This window comes from Pseudomonas sp. TH43, assembly GCF_016650635.1.
In the GTDB taxonomy this organism is placed as follows: domain Bacteria; phylum Pseudomonadota; class Gammaproteobacteria; order Pseudomonadales; family Pseudomonadaceae; genus Aquipseudomonas.
Genome location: NZ_JAEKFI010000003.1, coordinates 1,099,537 through 1,114,616 on the forward strand (window position 1 = coordinate 1,099,537; position 15,080 = coordinate 1,114,616).

Sequence of the window (15,080 nt, forward strand, 5' to 3'; positions counted from 1 at the left end):
GGCAAAAGCCAAACACCCCGTGCTCCTCACCACTCAACAGAATGAGCGTTAGCTCGGCTGCAGCTCTTGATCTTGATCCACCAGCCCCGTCGGCAGGCTGAGTGGAGGGATTCATCCGGGGGTGGGAGCGCAGCGACCGTTTGGCGCAGCCAAACACAGCGAGAGGAGGTGCAGCGAAGCAAACCGTAGGCGATGCGCCCGGATGGATACCGGAGCGAAGGAACCCCGAGCCTTAGCGAGTGGGCCGAACGTTGGGGCACAGACCTTTGCTTCCTTTGGGGCGTTTGCCAAAGGGAGTCGGCCGTCAGGGCGAAACCATAAGCAGCCATTACCGCAGAAATGGATATGTACTCGGTCAGAAAGAAATCCATCGTCTGAACGGGCGCCATCGCTGGCAAGCCAGCTCCCACAGTGGAATGAGGTCGCCCGAAAAAATCGCAGGCAACAAAAAACCCGCAGACAATCACTCATCTGCGGGTTTCCTGTTTCAGCAGCAAAAAGATCAGAAATCTTCCAGCCGCCACACCTCATAAGCTGGCGTCTCGTAGGGATGACTAAGCTTCAAAGCCGCCACAACAGCAACGATCAACTCATCCGCCACCACCAGCTCAACCTTCCACTCCTCAACCCGCTCAACCTGCCCCGCTTCGCCAATAAACGGCTGACTGCCGTCCAAAGGTCGAAACTGGCCCAGACCAAGCACCTGCCAAGCACAGTGATCATAGTCACCAATCCGCCCACCACCGGCAGCGAACACAGCCCCTTTGACCACCTCGACATGACTGTCAGGAACAAAAAACCCGAGCTTGTACACGACGCTTAGTTAACCCAAACGCGTGCATTACGGAACATACGCATCCAGGGTGCGTCCTCGTTCCAGTCTTCCGAACGCCACGAGTTCTGCACCGCACGGAACACACGCTCCGGGTGCGGCATCATGATCGTCACGCGACCATCACGACTGGTGAGACCGGTAATCCCGCGCGGCGAACCGTTCGGGTTGGCCGGATAACGCTCGGTGACCTTGCCATGGTTGTCGACGAAACGCATCGCCACGCAACCCGACAGATCCGCTTCCAGCAGGGCTTCTTCGCTGGAGAACTCGGCGTGACCTTCACCGTGAGCGATGGCGATCGGCATACGCGAACCGGCCATGCCCTGCAGGAAGATCGAGTTCGATTCCTGGATCTGCACCATCGCCACGCGCGCTTCGAACTGCTCGGAGCGGTTACGCACGAAGTGCGGCCAGAACTCGCTGCCCGGGATCAGTTCGTGCAGGTTGGACATCATCTGGCAACCGTTGCACACGCCGAGGGTGAAGCTGTCGTTACGCTCGAAGAAACCCTGGAACGCATCGCGGGCGCGGCTGTTGAACAGTGCCGACTTGGCCCAGCCTTCACCGGCGCCGAGAACGTCGCCGTAGGAGAACCCACCGCACGCCACCAGACCTTTGAACTCGTTCAGGTCGACACGGCCAGCGAGAATGTCGCTCATGTGCACGTCGATCGCGTTGAAACCGGCGCGGTCGAACGCAGCGGCCATTTCCACCTGACCGTTTACGCCCTGCTCACGCAGCACGGCAACCTGTGGGCGGATGCCTTTCTTGATGTAAGGCGCGGCGATGTCCTGGTTGACGTCGTAGCTGAGCTTGACGCTCAGGCCCGGGTTGTCTTCTTCCAGCAGCACGTCGAATTCTTGCTCGGCGCAGTCGGCGTTATCACGCAGACGCTGGATCTGGTAGCTGGTTTCAGCCCACTGACGTTGCAGCAGACGACGCTGGCCTTCGAACACGGTGTCACCGTTGAAGGTGATGTTGATCTGGCCATTGTTGATCGGCTGACCGATCACCGACACGCAATCGCCCAGACCGGCAGCGCTGAACTGCGCGAGGATGTCCGGCGTGGCGTCCTGACGAACCTGGATCACGGCACCCAGTTCTTCGTTGAACAGGATCGCGGCGATGTCGGCAGTGGTTTCTGCCAGACCGTCGAGGTTCAGGCTCAGACCGCAGTGACCGGCGAAGGCCATTTCCACCACGGAGGTCAGCAGACCACCGTCGGAACGGTCGTGGTAAGCCAGCAGGTGACCGTCGGCGTTGAGGCCCTGGATCACCGCGAAGAAGGCTTTCAGGTCTTCGGCGTCATCGACGTCCGGAGCCTGATTGCCGAGCTTGCCGTGGGTCTGTGCAAGGATCGAAGCGCCCATGCGGTTCTGACCGCGACCGAGGTCGATCAGGATCAGGTCCGTGGTGCCTTTGTCCATGCGCAGTTCCGGGGTCAGGGTCTGACGAATGTCAGCCACTGGCGCGAAACCGGTCACGATCAGGGACATTGGCGAGGTCACGGTTTTTTCTTCGCCGTTGTCGCTCCAACGGGTGGCCATGGACATCGAGTCCTTGCCCACCGGAATGGTGATGCCCAGCTCAGGGCACAGTTCCATACCGACCGCTTTCACGGTGTCGTACAGACGCGCGTCTTCGCCCGGGTGGCCGGCAGCCGACATCCAGTTCGCCGACAGTTTGATGTCGGAGATCTTGTTGATGCGCGATGCGGCAATGTTGGTCAGGGTTTCGCCGATGGCCATGCGGCCCGACGCCGGAGCGTCCAGCAGAGCCAGCGGAGTACGCTCGCCCATCGCCATCGCTTCACCGGTGTAAACGTCGAAACTGGTCGCGGTGACGGCAACGTCTGCTACTGGCACCTGCCATGGGCCGACCATCTGGTCACGGGCCACGAGGCCGGTGATGGTGCGGTCGCCGATGGTGATCAGGAAGCTTTTGCTCGCCACGGCCGGGTGATGCAGAACGCGTTCGATGGATTCGCTGATGTCCAGGTTCGACGGATCGAAGTCATCGCCCAGTTCAGCTTCACGCACCACCGAACGGTGCATGCGCGGGGCTTTGCCCAGCAACACTTCCAGCGGCATGTCCACCGGGTTGTTGCCGAAGTGGCTATCCGTGACAGTAAGCTGTGGTTCAGCGGTGGCTTCACCGACTACGGCAAACGGGCAGCGCTCGCGTTCGCAGATCGCCTGGAAGCGCTCGAAGTCTTCAGGGCCGACGGCCAGAACGTAACGTTCCTGGGATTCGTTGGACCAGATTTCGTGCGGGGCCATGCCCGGCTCGTCGTTTGGAATGTTGCGCAGTTCGAAACGGCCACCGCGGTCGCCGTCGTTGACCAGCTCCGGGAAGGCGTTGGACAGACCGCCCGCGCCGACGTCGTGGATGAAGCTGATCGGGTTCTTGTCGCCCAGTTGCCAGCAACGGTCGATAACTTCCTGGCAGCGACGCTCCATTTCAGGGTTTTCACGCTGCACGGAAGCGAAGTCGAGATCCGCCGAGCTGGTGCCAGTGGCCATGGAGGAGGCAGCGCCGCCACCCAGACCAATCAGCATCGCCGGGCCGCCGAGCACGATCAGCTTGGAGCCAACGACGATTTCGCCTTTCTTGACGTGTTCTTCGCGGATGTTGCCCATGCCGCCGGCCAGCATGATCGGCTTGTGGTAACCGCGAACTTCGTCACCGTGCGGGGTAGTGATCGACTGTTCGAAGGTACGGAAGTAGCCAGTCAGGGCCGGACGACCGAATTCGTTGTTGAACGCGGCGCCGCCGAGCGGGCCTTCGATCATGATGTCCAACGCGGTAACGATGCGCTCAGGCTTGCCGTACGGCACTTCCCACGGCTGTTCGAAGCCCGGGATTTGCAGGTTGGACACGGTGAAACCGGTGAGGCCAGCCTTTGGCTTGGCACCACGACCGGTTGCACCTTCGTCACGAATCTCGCCACCGGAACCGGTCGATGCACCCGGGAACGGAGCGATTGCGGTCGGGTGGTTGTGGGTCTCAACCTTCATCAGGATGTGCACCGGCTCCTGCACCGCGCCGTACTGGCGGGTCTCAGGGTTCGGGAAGAAACGGCCGGCAACGTTGCCGACGATCACCGAGGCGTTGTCCTTATAAGCCGACAGAACACCTTCGCTGTGCATCACGTAGGTGTTCTTGATCATGCCGAACAGGCTTTTTTCCTGGTTCTCGCCATCAATATCCCAACTGGCGTTGAAGATCTTGTGGCGGCAATGTTCGGAGTTGGCCTGGGCGAACATCATCAGTTCGATGTCGTGCGGGTTGCGCTTCAAACCGTTGAAGGCGTCGACCAGATAGTCGATCTCGTCTTCGGCCAGGGCCAGGCCCAGTTCGGTATTGGCCTTTTCCAGCGCGGCACGACCGCCACCGAGGATGTCGATGGCAGTCAGCGGCTTCGGTTCGGCGTGGCTGAACAGACCGGCGGCCTGTTCGAGGTTGGCCAGAACGATCTGGGTCATGCGGTCATGCAGGACGTCGGCAATCTGCTGGGCTTCAGCGTCGCTGAACTGACCGGCCACGTAGAACGCGATGCCGCGCTCCAGACGCTGGATCTTGCTCAGGCCGCAGTTGCGGGCAATGTCGCTGGCCTTGCTCGACCATGGCGAGATGGTGCCGAAACGCGGCAACACCAGAAACAGACGGCCGGTCGGCTCTTGAACCGGAACGCTTGGACCGTACTTCAGAAGGCGCGCAAGCACCTGCTGTTCGTCGCCGGTCAGGACGCCGGTGACTTCGGCGAAGTGAGCGAATTCAGCATACAGGCCACTGACAGCTGGAACCTTCTGGCTCAGTTGCTCAAGGAGTTTGCTGTGGCGAAAGGCAGAAAGGGCAGGAGCGCCGCGCAGGATCAACATCTTCGGGACAGCCTCGGGAAGGGGTGTGCTTTGAGGCCGTGCATTCTAGCCTAAACCGCCCTCAACATCACCCGAAACGCTACGCACGGTTGCACTCGACCACCAATCTGTGTTTCTGCCTTCAGAGTCAGGTAAATCGACCCAATAATGACGTCTTATTTTTACTGTAACAAAAAGCCGCACAGCCCCATTCCCGCAGGGTTTCGCTCGGTTTTGTGATCGCTAGCAGACTCGCCCCGCGCTGTCGAGATATGGCGCCCGCAGCCGTTTGCGTATACTGCGCAAATGTTTTTCCCAACGGCTTTGCGTCCGCGGTACGCCAAATGGCTGATCGCAACCGGACTCTTCCTGGTGCTCGGTGGCTGTGTTGATAAACCCAACACACTCGAGCGCGTAAAGGAGGATGGCGTGCTGCGGGTGATTACCCGAAACAGCCCGGCCACCTACTTCCAGGATCGCAGCGGTGAAACCGGCTTCGAATACGAGCTGGTGAAGCGGTTCGCCGACGATTTGGGTGTGGAACTGAAGATCGAGACCGCCGACAACCTCGATGACCTCTTCGATCAGATCGGCAAACCGAACGGCCCGGTACTGGCCGCCGCAGGTCTGGTCAGCAGCGAGGAGCGCAAGAAGCAGGTGCGGTTCTCCCATTCGTATCTCGAAGTCACCCCGCAGATCATCTACCGCAACGGCCAGTCACGGCCGACCGACGCCGGTGATCTGGTCGGCAAGAAAATAATGGTGCTCAAGGGCAGCACCCACGCCGAGCAACTAGCCGAGCTGAAAAAGAAATACCCCGGCATCGAGTACGAAGAGTCCGACGCGGTTGAAGTGGTCGACCTGCTGCGTATGGTCGATGAAGGTCAGATTGACCTGACCCTGGTCGACTCCAACGAAGTGGCAATGAACCAGGTCTACTTCACTAATATCCGTGTGGCCTTCGACCTCGGCGACGCCCGCAGTCAGAGCTGGGCCGTGGCTCAGGGCGAAGACAACAGCCTGCTCAACGAGATCAATGCCTATCTGGACAAGGTGCAGAAAAACGGCACCCTGCAACGCTTGAAGGACCGCTACTACGGTCACGTCGATGTCCTTGGCTACATGGGCGCCACCACCTTCGCCCAGCACCTGCAGCAGCGCTTGCCCAAATACGAACAGCACTTCAAGAACTACGCCAAGAAAGAGAAGGTCGACTGGCGCCTGCTGGCCGCCATCGGTTACCAGGAATCGCTGTGGCAGCCGGCGGTCACGTCCAAGACCGGCGTGCGCGGTTTGATGATGCTGACCCAGAACACCGCGCAGGCGATGGGCGTATCCAACCGTCTGGATCCCAAGCAAAGCATCATGGGCGGGGCCAAGTACCTGGCCTACATGAAGGATCAGCTCGACGATTCAATCAAGGAGCCGGACCGTACCTGGTTTGCCCTGGCGGCGTACAACGTCGGCAGCGGCCATCTGGATGACGCACGCAAACTGACGGCCAAGGAAGGGTTGAACCCGGACAAATGGCTGGATGTGAAGAAGATCCTGCCGCGCCTGTCGCAGAAGCAGTGGTACAGCAAGACGCGTTATGGCTATGCCCGAGGCGGCGAGCCGGTGCACTTTGTGGCGAACATTCGCCGTTATTACGACATCCTGACGTGGGTGACGCAGCCGCAGCTTGAGGGCGATCAGGTGGCCGAGGGCAACCTGCATGTGCCCGGCATCGACAAGTCCAAACCGGCGCAAGAACCCGCTCCGCTCTAACAAACACCCCAAAAAAATGTGGGAGCGAGCCTGCTCGCGAAGGCGTCGATTCAGTCGACATTATTGTTAACTGATACACCGCTTTCGCAAGCAGGCTCGCTCCCACAGGGGTTATGCCTCGGCCTTTAACCTTTCAACGCAGCCGCCAGAATCAGGGCTTTCATTTCGGATACAGCCGACTTGAAGCCCACGAACAGCGCATGCGCCACCAGCGCATGACCGATGTTCAGTTCGTTGATACCCTTGATCGCTGCTACCGCTTCAACGTTGTGATAATGCAGGCCATGACCGGCATTGACGATCAGGCCCTGGGCCAGACCAAACGCCACACCGTCCGCCACACGCTTCAATTCTTCAGCGACTTCAGTCGGCGTCTCGGCATCGGCATAACGCCCGGTGTGCAGCTCGATGGCCGGCGCACCCACGCGCTTCGACGCGGCAATCTGCCGCTCGTCCGCATCAATGAACAGCGACACTTCGCTGCCGATTTTCGACAGACGCTCAACCGCTGCCTTGATGCGCTCTTCCTGCCCCGCGACATCCAGACCACCTTCGGTGGTCAGTTCCTGACGGGTTTCCGGCACCAGGCAGATGTGTGCCGGACGGATGCGCTCGGCGAACGCCATCATTTCTTCGGTGACGCCCATTTCGAAGTTCATGCGGGTTTGCAGCACATCCTTGAGCAGCAGCACGTCGCGCTCCTGAATGTGCCGACGGTCTTCGCGCAGGTGCACGGTGATGCCGTCGGCGCCCGCCTCTTCAGCGTCCAGCGCAGCTTTGACCGGATCCGGATAGCGCGTGCCACGGGCCTGACGCAGGGTGGCGACGTGGTCGATGTTCACGCCAAGAAGAATGCGATTGCTGGTGGTCACGGATGCGCGCTCCTGAAGAAAAAGATTCGGCGCACAGCATACACGGGGCTAGGGCTTGCGAAACAGTTCGCGACTGACGAGGGGACGACCGCCGAGGTGCACGGCAAGTGCCTGGCGCATCAAGCGCTTGGCGGCAGACAGCGCGCCGGGGGCGGTCCAGTCGGCGTCGGCCATGGCCAGTAGTTCGACGCCGTTGAACAGACCGGGTTGCAGCAGAAAGACTCGCTCCAGACCGGCATCCACTTGCAGACGATAGAGACCGTCCTCGGCAATGGCTTCGCCGTGGATATCAGTGTTCAGGGAAAAGCCGTAACCGAGATCGTCCAGCAGCCGCCATTCGAAAGAACGCAGCAACGGCTCCAGCGGGCGGCCTTCAGCCAGGGCCAGCAAAGTGGCGGCGTAGTGATCGAATACACCCGGGTGCGGATCTTCGGCAGGTAGCAAACGGATCAGCAATTCATTCAGATACAGGCCACTGAACAGCGCCTCACCGTTGAGCCACGCCGAAGTGCCTGAACTCTCCATGCGCCCGACATTCTTCAACTCGCCCTTACCGCGAAACTCCACTTCCAGCGACACAAACGGCCGTGCCAGTGTCCCGGCTTTGCCCCGCGCACTGCGCAATACCGCCCGCAGCCGACCTTGCGGCGTGAGGAAATCCACCAAGGCACTGGTTTCGCGGTAAGCGCGCGAGTGAAGGACGTAGGCGGGTTGGGCGGGAGGCGGGTTTTGCGACATTGAGTTCTCTATGCAGAAACGCAGTTTTACACACAACCCAAAACCACTGTGGGAGCGAGCCTGCTCGCGAAAGCGGAGTGACAGTCAACATCAATGCTGAATGTTACATCCCTTCGCGAGCAGGCCCGCTCCCACATTGGCTATCGGTGTTCTCTGGAACGGTGATTACAGGTCGCCGTAGCCCAGCGAACGCAGCGCGCGCTCGTCGTCGGACCAGCCGCCCTTCACCTTGACCCACAGGTTGAGCATAATCTTGGAGTCGAACAGCAACTCCATGTCCTTGCGCGCTTCGGTGCCAATGCGTTTGATGCGCTCGCCCTTGTCGCCAATGATGATCTTCTTCTGACCGTCACGTTCAACGAGGATCAAGGCGTGGATGTGCAGGGTTTTGCCCTGCTGCTTGAATTCTTCGATCTCGACCGTGATCTGGTACGGCAGCTCGGCGCCCATCTGGCGCATGATTTTCTCACGGACCAGTTCGGCGGCGAGGAAACGGCTGCTGCGGTCGGTGATCTGGTCTTCCGGGAAGAAGTGGTCGTTCTCCGGCAGATGATCAGCAATGACCTTTTCCAGCGCTTCGAGGTTATGCCCGTGCTGCGCGGAAATCGGAATGATCTGCGCGTTCGGCAGTTGTTCCTGCAACCAGCTCAGGTGCGGCATCAGCTCGGCTTTGTCTTCGATGCGGTCGGTCTTGTTCAGCGCGACGATCAGCGGGCCGGTGACGTACTGCACGCGCTCCAGCACCATCTGGTCTTCGTCGGTCCACTTGGTGCGGTCGACCACGAAGATCACCACGTCGACGTCTTTCAACGCCGCCGAAGCGGTCTTGTTCATGTAACGGTTCAGGGCCTTTTCGCCACCCTTGTGCATGCCAGGGGTGTCGACGTAGATCGCTTGCACGTCGCCTTCGGTCTTGATCCCGAGCATGTTGTGGCGAGTGGTCTGCGGCTTGCGCGAAGTGATCGCGAGCTTTTGGCCGAGGATGTGGTTCAACAACGTCGACTTGCCGACGTTAGGACGGCCGACGATGGCAACATAGCCACAGCGAGTTGCGTTTGTATCAGTCATTGCCATTCTCCACGCCCAGGGCAATCAGTGCTGCGGCGGCCGCTACCTGTTCGGCAATACGACGGCTCACACCCTGACCTCGGCTTTTTTCATTCAGTAAGACAACTTCGCACTCGACGAAGAAAGTTCGGCAGTGCGGCTCGCCCTGGATATCCACGACTTCGTAGCGTGGCAGATCGCAACCGCGCGATTGCAGATGTTCCTGCAGGCGGGTTTTCGGATCCTTGTTGGTATCGACCAGCGTCAGGCCTTCAAACTCACCGGCCAGCCAGGCGAGGACACGCTCGCGCGCCATATCCATGCCGGCGTCGAGGTAGATTGCACCGATCAATGCTTCGAGGGCGTCGGCCAGAATCGATTCGCGACGGAAGCCGCCGCTCTTCAACTCACCGGAACCCAGACGCAGGTAATCACCGAGATCAAAACCGCGAGCCAGTACGGCCAGCGTCTCACCTTTTACCAGCCGCGCGCGCAAACGCGACAGCTGGCCTTCGCGGGCCAGCGGGAAGCGATCGAACAGCGCCTCGCCAGCGACGAAGTTGAGGATGGCATCGCCAAGGAATTCCAGGCGTTCATTGTTGCGCCCGGCAAAACTGCGGTGCGTGAGGGCCAGCAGCATCAGCTCCTGATCCTTGAAGGTGTAACCGAGCTGGCGCTCGAGACGGCTAAGAGAAACGCTCACGGTTTACCCACGCTGAGTTCGTGGCTGGATTCCACTGCCATCGCCGGGATACGGCGCAGGCCTGGGACAATTAACGCTGTGTTCAAAAATTAAATCCTGGCTGTTAGCTGCACGCCGCGAAGCCGATTGTGTCGACTCCAGAAATGCATTCGGCGCTGTGTTCAACAGCGCCGTGTGTGATTACTTGATCAGGCCAACCCGCGAGAAATTCGGCAGGTGACTGAGTTTCGGTTCCGGCCAGCTCATCCAGACCGCGAAGGCCTTGCCGACGATATTCTGGTCGGGAACCATGCCCAGCAGATCCTTGGGAATGTTCGGATCATCCCAGTAGCGACTGTCGTTCGAGTTGTCGCGGTTGTCGCCCATCATGAAATAGTGCCCGGCCGGTACGGTCCACGTATGGTCCGGAGTGGCGCGGTAGCGGCTCATTTCCTTGCGGATAAGGTGCTCGGCTTCACCGAGTTTTTCCTTGTAGAGCTCAGCGCTGCCGAGGGTGCCCGGCTCGGAGCCGACCAGTTGCTCGGCAATCGACTCGCCATTGACGAACAGACGCTTGTCAGCGGTGTAACGCACGGTGTCGCCCGGCAGGCCGACTACACGCTTGATGTAGTTGACGTTGGGGTCGCTCGGGTAGCGGAACACCATGACATCGCCACGCTGTGGGTCACCGACTTCGATGATTTTCTTGTCGATCACCGGCAGGCGGATCCCGTAAGAAAACTTGCTCACCAGAATGAAGTCGCCAACGTCCAGAGTCGGCTTCATCGAACCGGACGGAATCTGGAACGGCTCCACGAGGAACGAACGCAGCACCAGAACGATGAACAACACCGGAAAGAACGACTTGCCGTATTCAACCAGCAGCGGCTCTTTGTTCAGTTTCTCGACCACCACGACATCGGGTTGGCTGACACTGCCTTGATAAGAGGCAATAGCAGCACGCCGACGCGGCGCCAGGAACAACAGATCGAGCAACGCCAACAGGCCGCAGACGAACACGGCGATGACCAGCAACAGCGGGAAATTTAGTGACATAGGACCTAACTATCCAACCTGAGCACTGCAAGGAAGGCTTCTTGTGGAATTTCCACGTTGCCGACTTGCTTCATGCGTTTTTTACCGGCCTTTTGCTTCTCGAGCAGTTTCTTCTTACGGCTGACGTCACCACCGTAGCATTTGGCCAATACGTTCTTTCTGAGTGCCTTGACGGTTGTCCGTGCAACGATCTGACCACCAATGGCAGCCTGGATAGCCACGTCGAACATCTGACGAGGAATCAGTTCTTTCATCTTCTCGGTCAACTGGCGACCTTTGTAGTGCGAGTTGTCACGGTGCACGATCAATGCGAGAGCATCGACCTTGTCGCCGTTGATCAGCACGTCCAGTTTCACCAGATTAGCCGATTGGTAACGATCGAAGTGGTAGTCCAGCGAAGCATAGCCACGGCTGGTGGATTTGAGGCGGTCGAAGAAATCGAGGACCACTTCGTTCATCGGCAAGTCGTAAGTGACCTGCACCTGATTGCCGAGGAACAGCATGTCGACTTGAACGCCGCGCTTCTCGATGCACAGGGTGATGACGTTGCCCAGGTGCTCCTGAGGCACAAGGATATTGGCACGCACGATTGGCTCGCGCATGTCCTCGATCGACGACACATCTGGAAGCTTCGACGGGTTGTCGACGTAAATCGTTTCACCGGTTTTCAGCACCAGCTCGAAGATTACCGTCGGCGCCGTGGTGATCAGGTCCAGATCGTACTCGCGCTCGAGACGCTCCTGGATGATTTCCATGTGCAGCATGCCGAGGAAGCCGCAACGGAAGCCGAAGCCCAGTGCGTCGGAGCTTTCCGGGGTGTATTGCAGCGACGAGTCGTTGAGGGTCAGTTTCTGCAGCGCTTCGCGGAAATCCTCGAAGTCGTCGGAGCTGACCGGAAACAGACCGGCGTAAACCTGTGGCTGGATGCGTTTGAAGCCTGGCAGCACTTCAACGTCCGGCGTCGAGCTCAGGGTCAGGGTGTCACCGACCGGTGCACCGTGAATGTCCTTGATGCTGGCGATGATGAAGCCCACTTCGCCGGCCTTGAGGTCAGCGGTCGCGGTGTGCTTCGGATTGAACACGCCAACGCTGTCGACCAGGTGGATCTTGCCGGTGGACTTGACGAGGATCTTGTCGCCCTTCTTCACGCGGCCATGACGCACGCGCACCAGAGAGACAACGCCCAGGTAGTTGTCGAACCAGGAGTCGATGATCAACGCTTGCAGCGGATCTTCGATGTTGCCGGTCGGCGCAGGAATGGTGTGCACCAGACGCTCGAGCACTTCGTCGACACCCAGGCCGGTTTTGGCGCTGCAAGTGACGGCGTCGGTGGCGTCGATGCCGATGATCTTCTCGATCTCGTCCTTGACGCGATCGGGATCGGCCTGCGGCAGGTCGATCTTGTTCAGTACCGGCATGACCTCGAGGCCTTGCTCGATGGCGGTGTAGCAGTTGGCCACGGACTGGGCTTCAACACCCTGACCGGCATCGACCACCAGCAAAGCACCTTCACACGCGGCCAGGGAACGGCTGACTTCGTAGGTGAAGTCGACGTGGCCCGGGGTGTCAATGAAGTTCAGCTGATACTTGATGCCATCTTTGGCAGTGTAATAAAGGGTGACGCTGTGGGCCTTGATGGTGATCCCGCGTTCACGCTCCAGATCCATGGAATCCAGTACCTGGGCTTCCATTTCACGCTCGGCCAGGCCGCCGCACATCTGGATGAAGCGATCGGCCAGCGTCGACTTGCCATGGTCAATGTGGGCGATGATGGAGAAATTGCGGATATGACTCAAATCACTCACGGATCAACACTCAAAAAGGCTGCAGGCATAGCCCGCCGAAAAATAGCCGGGAATTGTACCTGATACACGGCGCAAGCGTCACGTTCGCCTGTCACCCGGATTGCATGCAAAAACGCCCCGATCTGTCGACCGAGGCGTTTTCAGGGTTAAACGAGGGATGAAAGCTTGTTCATCAACCGGCTCGTCTGAGCAGCCAGACACCCGCCAACGCACAGACTCCCGCCGGCACCAGCACTGCGAACAGGGGCGAGAAACCGAACACCAGGCTCGATGGACCGAGCAAATCCTGCACGATGCGGAAGGTGAAGCCCACCAGCACGCCGGTAAATACGCGCTGGCCCAAGGTCACCGAACGCAGCGGGCCGAAGATGAAAGAAATCGCCATCAACACCAATGCGGCAGTGACCAGCGGCTGCAACACCTTGACCCAAAATGCCAGCCAGTAGCGGCCGTTGCTCAGGCCCTGCTCCGACAGATAGTGGATGTAGCCCCACAAACCACTGATCGACAGCGACTCCGGCGCCATGACCACGGTGCTCAGCAGTTGCGGGCTCAGGGCCACGTCCCACTGCTCGCTCGGGGTATTGACGACTTCAGTGCTGCGCTCATGAAACAGCGTGGTGGCGACGTCGGTAAGCTGCCATTTGGTGCCGTCGAATTCAGCCTTTTTGGCGAAACTCGAACTCAACAGATGGCGCTCCTTGTCGAAGTGATAGCGGGTCACGCCATACAACAGACCGTTCGGCTGAACGGCGTTGATGTGGATGAACTCCTCACCCTGACGGTGCCACATACCGTGCTTGGCACTTTGTGCGTCGCCGCTGCCCTGGGCCAGCGAGCGATTGGCCTGAGCCATGCTTTCAGTGGCCGGCGCAACGTATTCGCCGATCAGCACGCCGGCCAGCATCAGCACCAGCATCGGCTTCATCACCGCCCAGACGATACGACCGATCGACACGCCAGCGGCGCGCATTACGGTCAGTTCACTGCTGCTGGCCAGGCTGCCGAGGCCGATCAGACAGCCGATCAACGCCGCCATCGGCAACATTTCGTAGAGTCGGCGCGGCGCGGTGAGCAATACAAAGCTCAGCACATCAACCAGCGTGTAGGTATCGCTGACGTCGCCCATCTCATCGATGAAGGCAAACAGCGTCGCCAGACCGAGGATGATCGCCAGCACGGCGATGATCGCCATGAACACGCTGCTGCCGATGTAGCGGTCGAGTTTAACCACGGGCCACCTCCAGCGCAGCGGCACGACGACTGGCCATTTTCAAGCGCAGCGGCTCCCAGTACAGCAGGCCGAGACCGATGAACAGGAAGATCGCGTGCACCCACCACAAGCCGAGGGCCGGCGGGATCTTGCCCTTTTCAAGGGCGCCGCGGGCGGCAATCAGGATGGTCAGGTAAGCCATATAAAGAAGAATCGCCGGCAGCAGCTTGAGGAAACGCCCCTGGCGCGGGTTCACGCGCGACAGCGGCACCGCCATCAGGGTCACGATAAAGACCAGCAGCGGCAGGGACAAACGCCATTGCAGTTCGGTTCTGGAGCGAATGTCATCGCTGCTCAGCAGGGTCGATGTAGGCATGGCGTCGCGGTCTGTGACCTCTTCGCTGACGTCCGGCTTGGGCAACTGCACGCCATACGTCTCGTAATGAATCGCCCGATAATCAGCCTGGCCGGGGCTGCCGTCGTAACGGTAGCCGTTGTCGAGAATCAGGTAACGGTTGCCGTCCGGGCGGACTTCCTGACGACCCTTCTCGGCCACCAGCACGGAAATCCCGCGATCCTTCTGATCGGCACCGAGGTTTTTCTGCGAGATGAATACGCTGCCAAGGTTGATGCGATCGTCGCTCAGGGTTTCGGTGTAGGTCACCCGAGTACCGTCGCGCAGCGCCTGAAAACGGCCCGGTTCGAGGGTGTCGAATTCGGTCAGCGCGTCCTGTTTGTTCAGCAGCAGCTGGAACTGGTTGGCACCTTGCGGGGCCAGGCCGAGGCTCAGCCATGCCACCACCAACGCCACCAGCGTCGCTGGAAACAGGGTCATGCGAAACAGTTTCTGCTGGCTCATGCCGGTGGCCGAGAGCACGGTCATTTCGCTTTCGAGGTACAGGCGACCGTAAGCCAGCAGGATCCCGAGGAACAGGCCCAGCGGCAGAATCAGTTGCAGGAAACCCGGCAGGCGATAGCCCATGATCAGGAACAGCGAGCCCGGATCGAGCTGGCCGGCAGCGGCCTGAGCGAGGTATTTGATGAAGCGACCGCTCATGATGATGACCAACAGCACGGCACTCACGGCGCTGAGGGTCAACAGGACTTCGCGGGACAGATAACGGAAGACGATCAAACCAGACACTCCAGGGTTGTCAGGCTAAGGCGGCCAAACAAGCAAACACATCGACCGGCCCGCAACGCAG

11 protein-coding genes are annotated in these 15,080 nt (G+C 59.6%); 1 reads left to right on the forward strand and 10 read right to left on the reverse strand.

Going from position 1 to position 15,080, the window contains the following annotated elements:
* Positions 1-502: 502 nt before the first annotated feature.
* Both JFT81_RS14655 and purL read right to left on the reverse strand, forming a co-directional pair.
* Positions 503-814 carry a YqfO family protein gene (locus tag JFT81_RS14655; RefSeq protein WP_025112172.1) on the reverse strand — a complete coding sequence of 104 codons (312 nt, stop codon included), beginning with the start codon at positions 812-814 and terminating at the stop codon, positions 503-505.
* A gap of 5 nt (positions 815-819) precedes the next feature.
* Positions 820-4,716, reverse strand: a complete 3,897-nt coding sequence (purL, locus tag JFT81_RS14660) for a phosphoribosylformylglycinamidine synthase (protein WP_201227848.1) — start codon at positions 4,714-4,716, stop codon at positions 820-822.
* A 285-nt stretch (positions 4,717-5,001) separates the two neighbouring features.
* Between purL and mltF the strand changes: the two genes are divergently transcribed.
* Complete coding sequence (gene mltF / locus JFT81_RS14665) at positions 5,002-6,462, forward strand: membrane-bound lytic murein transglycosylase MltF (RefSeq protein ID WP_201227849.1); 1,461 nt, start codon at positions 5,002-5,004, stop codon at positions 6,460-6,462.
* Between the two features lie 125 nt (positions 6,463-6,587).
* Here mltF and pdxJ read toward each other — a convergent pair whose 3' ends face one another.
* The 8 genes from pdxJ to lptF all read right to left on the reverse strand — a co-directional run bounded on the left by pdxJ (position 6,588) and on the right by lptF (position 15,010).
* The gene (gene pdxJ / locus JFT81_RS14670) at positions 6,588-7,334 is read right to left on the reverse strand and encodes a pyridoxine 5'-phosphate synthase (protein ID WP_047292711.1); all 747 of its coding nucleotides are present in this window, start codon (positions 7,332-7,334) and stop codon (positions 6,588-6,590) included.
* Positions 7,335-7,382: 48 nt separating this feature from the next.
* On the reverse strand, positions 7,383-8,072 hold the full coding sequence (gene recO / locus JFT81_RS14675; RefSeq protein ID WP_201227850.1) for a DNA repair protein RecO: 690 nt from the start codon (positions 8,070-8,072) through the stop codon (positions 7,383-7,385).
* A gap of 165 nt (positions 8,073-8,237) precedes the next feature.
* The gene (gene era, locus JFT81_RS14680) at positions 8,238-9,140 is read right to left on the reverse strand and encodes a GTPase Era (protein ID WP_016771562.1); all 903 of its coding nucleotides are present in this window, start codon (positions 9,138-9,140) and stop codon (positions 8,238-8,240) included.
* Positions 9,133-9,822, reverse strand: a complete 690-nt coding sequence (gene rnc / locus JFT81_RS14685) for a ribonuclease III (RefSeq protein ID WP_016986099.1) — start codon at positions 9,820-9,822, stop codon at positions 9,133-9,135. The genes era and rnc overlap by 8 nt, the downstream gene beginning before the upstream one ends.
* Positions 9,823-10,002: 180 nt before the next feature.
* Positions 10,003-10,857 carry a signal peptidase I gene (gene lepB / locus JFT81_RS14690; protein WP_201227851.1) on the reverse strand — a complete coding sequence of 285 codons (855 nt, stop codon included), beginning with the start codon at positions 10,855-10,857 and terminating at the stop codon, positions 10,003-10,005.
* Between the two features lie 5 nt (positions 10,858-10,862).
* Entirely contained in the window at positions 10,863-12,662 is a 1,800-nt protein-coding gene (gene lepA, locus JFT81_RS14695) for a translation elongation factor 4 (protein ID WP_016986097.1), read from the reverse strand.
* Positions 12,663-12,834: 172 nt separating this feature from the next.
* Positions 12,835-13,896, reverse strand: coding sequence for an LPS export ABC transporter permease LptG (lptG, locus tag JFT81_RS14700; protein WP_034154799.1), 1,062 nt, complete (start codon positions 13,894-13,896; stop codon positions 12,835-12,837).
* Positions 13,889-15,010: an LPS export ABC transporter permease LptF gene (gene lptF, locus JFT81_RS14705; RefSeq protein ID WP_201227852.1), complete on the reverse strand. Its 1,122-nt coding sequence runs from the start codon at positions 15,008-15,010 to the stop codon at positions 13,889-13,891. Before lptF ends, lptG begins: the two co-directional genes overlap by 8 nt.
* Between the last annotated feature and the right edge of the window lie 70 nt (positions 15,011-15,080).

Coding starts and splice junctions, on each gene's coding strand:
- lepB (WP_201227851.1), bottom strand. CDS start 10,857: ATGTCACTAAATTTCCCGCTGTTGCTGGTCATCGCCGTGTTCGTCTGC.
- purL (WP_201227848.1), bottom strand. CDS start 4,716: ATGTTGATCCTGCGCGGCGCTCCTGCCCTTTCTGCCTTTCGCCACAGC.
- era (WP_016771562.1), bottom strand. CDS start 9,140: ATGACTGATACAAACGCAACTCGCTGTGGCTATGTTGCCATCGTCGGC.
- recO (WP_201227850.1), bottom strand. CDS start 8,072: ATGTCGCAAAACCCGCCTCCCGCCCAACCCGCCTACGTCCTTCACTCG.
- mltF (WP_201227849.1), top strand. CDS start 5,002: ATGTTTTTCCCAACGGCTTTGCGTCCGCGGTACGCCAAATGGCTGATC.